Genomic DNA, 3,385 nt, shown 5'->3' with positions numbered 1-3,385 from the left:
GTGATACTTCCATTATTAGCATAGACTAAAGAGCTAATTGCTATAATACAAAGAGAGAGTTTTTTCATGATTTTACCTTAATTTATAATAACACTTGATTTAGATTAATTGTAATTTAAGAATTGATCAATAGTAAATTTCAATAATATCTACAACTATAAATACTAGGATAACCTAGTACTTATATTTTATATATCACTTACTACACAAGGATTCATAGTTTTAAATCCATCATTAACTATGCAAGTTACTGCTCTTTTTCTCGTGACAGCCTTATCTACATCTTTTTCTTTTCTAATTTTTTTTATCACAAGTCCACCATCTGATTTCAAACTATCGCTAGTTGATAAATAAATATTATTTTCTATAAAAGGTAAATCTTTTTTAGATTTTTCTTTTTTCACTGGAGTGCTTGGTTGAAGTTCTGTCCACGGAATTTCTTTTTTCACTGGAGTGCTTGGTTGAAGTTCTGTCCACGGAATTTCTTTTTTCGCGTGTTGCAATGCAAGCTGTGCTAATTTTGGCGTATATATATCTTGCTTAACATCTCCTATTATTTCAAAACCTCCTTTTGAGATAGTATATTCTATTTTATTTTTTATAGGGCTAATATCCAATTGAGAAACAATATCTTTTTGTTGCTGATTTAATTTGCTAATATTTTCTGCCAAAATATTGATTTTTTTGAAATCAATATTTTCACTACTAGCTAAAGCATTATATTCTCTTTCATTTTCTTGAATTTTTGTTTTTATTTCTTGTAGTTGATTTGTTAGTATTATAGATTTATCAAGAAAATCTTTCAAATCTTTCTTTAATAAAGCGAATATAAAATCTTTTTTAGAAATCACATTAGCAGTATTATCTAACAATTTTTCAAAAGTTTCATTTTGATAAATTTTTTCCTTATTAGCACCCTTTAAACCATTTTCTTGATAAGCATCTATAAATTCCAAACTCTGAACTATCTTCAAAGCTTCTTCTTTATTGTTTTCATTATCTTTTAAAAAATACTTAGACACAAAATCAATTTTCTCATCTTCACTCATCTGTTTATAATCTTTTTCTTTAAGCATATCATCTAGCGAGCTAATATAAAATTTATAATATTGACTTGCAATATCATTAATAGCATAATTTTCAATACTACTTTGAAAAGAATCATCTTTGAAAAGCATAGCTTCTTTGTTTAAAATAGCATTTAAATCTAATTCTAAAGCTTCTTTAAGTTCATCTTTTTTCTCATTTAAAGCAAAAGTAAGATAATTATGATTGTCTTTTAAAAATTGCTTATTAGAGTATTCTAACAATTTTTGTTTATATTCTTTATAAGCTTGCGTTTGATCGCTGTATTCTCTCACACTAAATTTTATATGCGGAGAATGCTTTCCTTGTAAAAAATTTTTAGGCGCCCACATAAAAATATTTTCATGGGTTTTTTGATTTTTATCATTTGCTCCAATATCAAAATACCCAGTTACTGCAATTTTTTCTAATTGAAATGCTGTGATTTTTGATTGAGGTGTATAAAAAATATAAATATTATAAAAATCATCAAAAGGATTATACATACCTACAAAGCCAGTTGCTATTGTTGCTCCATCTTTATTATGTCCTGTTCCTTCAGCAATAATTTCTCCAATATTATTTAAAATAATATTGTGAAAGTAATTCGACCCAGATATTGCCGTAAAACCAGAAGAATAGCTAAGTTCAGCTTTGTCTTTGGATATACTTTGAATTGTTTTTATATTATTTAAAGTTATACCGGCAAAATAATTTCCACTAGCACTTGCAGCAAATCCACTAGCAAAAGAATCATCCTGCTCAAAATCATGAGAGCTGTTTAAATAATGATCATATGTTCCTTTGTTATAAGATTGAATCAATCCTATATCATTTAAAGAAATATCTGTAAAGCTATTATAAGTTGGAGTTTCGTTTTTTTTGTATACATTTATAATCTCTCCGACAAATCCTCCTGATTTAGCACTTGCTTTATCCGTTACCGCACCTATATAACCAATATGATTTAAAAAAATATTATTAAAATCATATCTAGAATTTTGACTCAATGGAGAGGAATAAACAGCTCCACTAAATCCGCCTACTCTTGAAGTTTGTATTCCTTCTGCCTGAATACCGTTTATATTTAAAATTGTAATATTTTTAAATTTACTACCTTTTATTATCATAGGTAGAGAATCGAAATTAGCTACATCAACAATATCCCCAACAAAACCTCCAACATAAGCATAATCTTTACCATTGCCTATAATTTCATTGATATTTTTTAAAACAATGTCTTCAACTTTAGCATCTTGCTCTATAAGTCCGACAACACCACCTGCATAAAGAATATAATTTGTCGTATTTGCTTTAACATTACCATTCATATAATCTACATTGAAATTCTTTATATTAGCCCCATTACTTAAATTTCCAAAAATACCAACATAATTTTTATTGTTAGCCTCTATATTAATATTTTTTAAAGTAAATCCTTGGCCATCAAATGTTTTAGTAAAAGGATTTTTATTATCACCAATCATCATAGAAGTACAATCAAGACCATCTATACAATAATTAGCATAGTTTTGCCAATCTTTTCCTTCTTCGCCTTTGCCTTGATTGCCTTTAAAATTTATATTATTGGTAAGTCTATATTCGATATTTTTGTTAAAACTATCTTTATTTTCATTCCATCCTTTAGCAAAATGCCACCAATCCACATCAGAACTTATACCTATAAATTTATTATTTAAAAATTTTTCATTATTATGCTTTACTTTTATTTTGTTTCCAGTTTCATCTAAAGCATTATCATAATCTTGTTGTTTGTAATTAAAACTTTTAAAAGAAGATGGATTGTAATAATATCCCGTAGCACCTAAATATAAAGAACCTTCATCTTTAGCAGTTATATGCAACTTATCTGTATTATTTAAGGTAGCAATATCAGCATGAGTTTCATTTCCAACTAAATATATATTTGTTTTTTTATCTTTATCTAAAGCTGCAATTTGATTAAAAGTTTTACTTTTAATATCAAAAGTTCCATATAATAAAACCTTATTCCCTATAAGCAATACATTATTAGCATTAATATTACCCATATTAACTACATTGCCTGCTTTTTGTGGTTTAAACACCGGTGAAAAAGTTAATCCATCATCAAATTTTTGCATCTTTGCAAACTTTTGTATATCCCCATCACCCATCGACGAAGTAGAAGCCACAAAGCGATTAGCATTGATAGTTCCTGTTTTAGTAATGATTACTCCATTAGGATTGATTAAAAAGACATTATTACCTTTTGCATTTAATACACCTTCTATGGTAGATTTACTTGTCCCATGAGCAATGTTTAGGTAGTTTTTATTGT

At 27.3% G+C, this 3,385-nt stretch carries 1 protein-coding gene; it reads right to left on the bottom strand.

Translation table 11 applies throughout. From position 1 onward, the window contains the following. Positions 1-188: 188 nt before the first annotated feature. Positions 189-3,385, bottom strand: a 3,197-nt coding sequence (locus tag L8W69_RS09010; RefSeq protein ID WP_263666967.1) for a filamentous hemagglutinin N-terminal domain-containing protein, incomplete at its 5' end; no start/stop codon positions are given.

The sequence above is a fragment of the Campylobacter sp. CNRCH_2016_3089 genome (assembly GCF_025772505.1).
Lineage (GTDB): Bacteria > Campylobacterota > Campylobacteria > Campylobacterales > Campylobacteraceae > Campylobacter_D > Campylobacter_D lari_D.
Note: the sequence above shows the minus strand (reverse complement) of the source record. Positions and strands in the feature narration are given on the sequence as shown.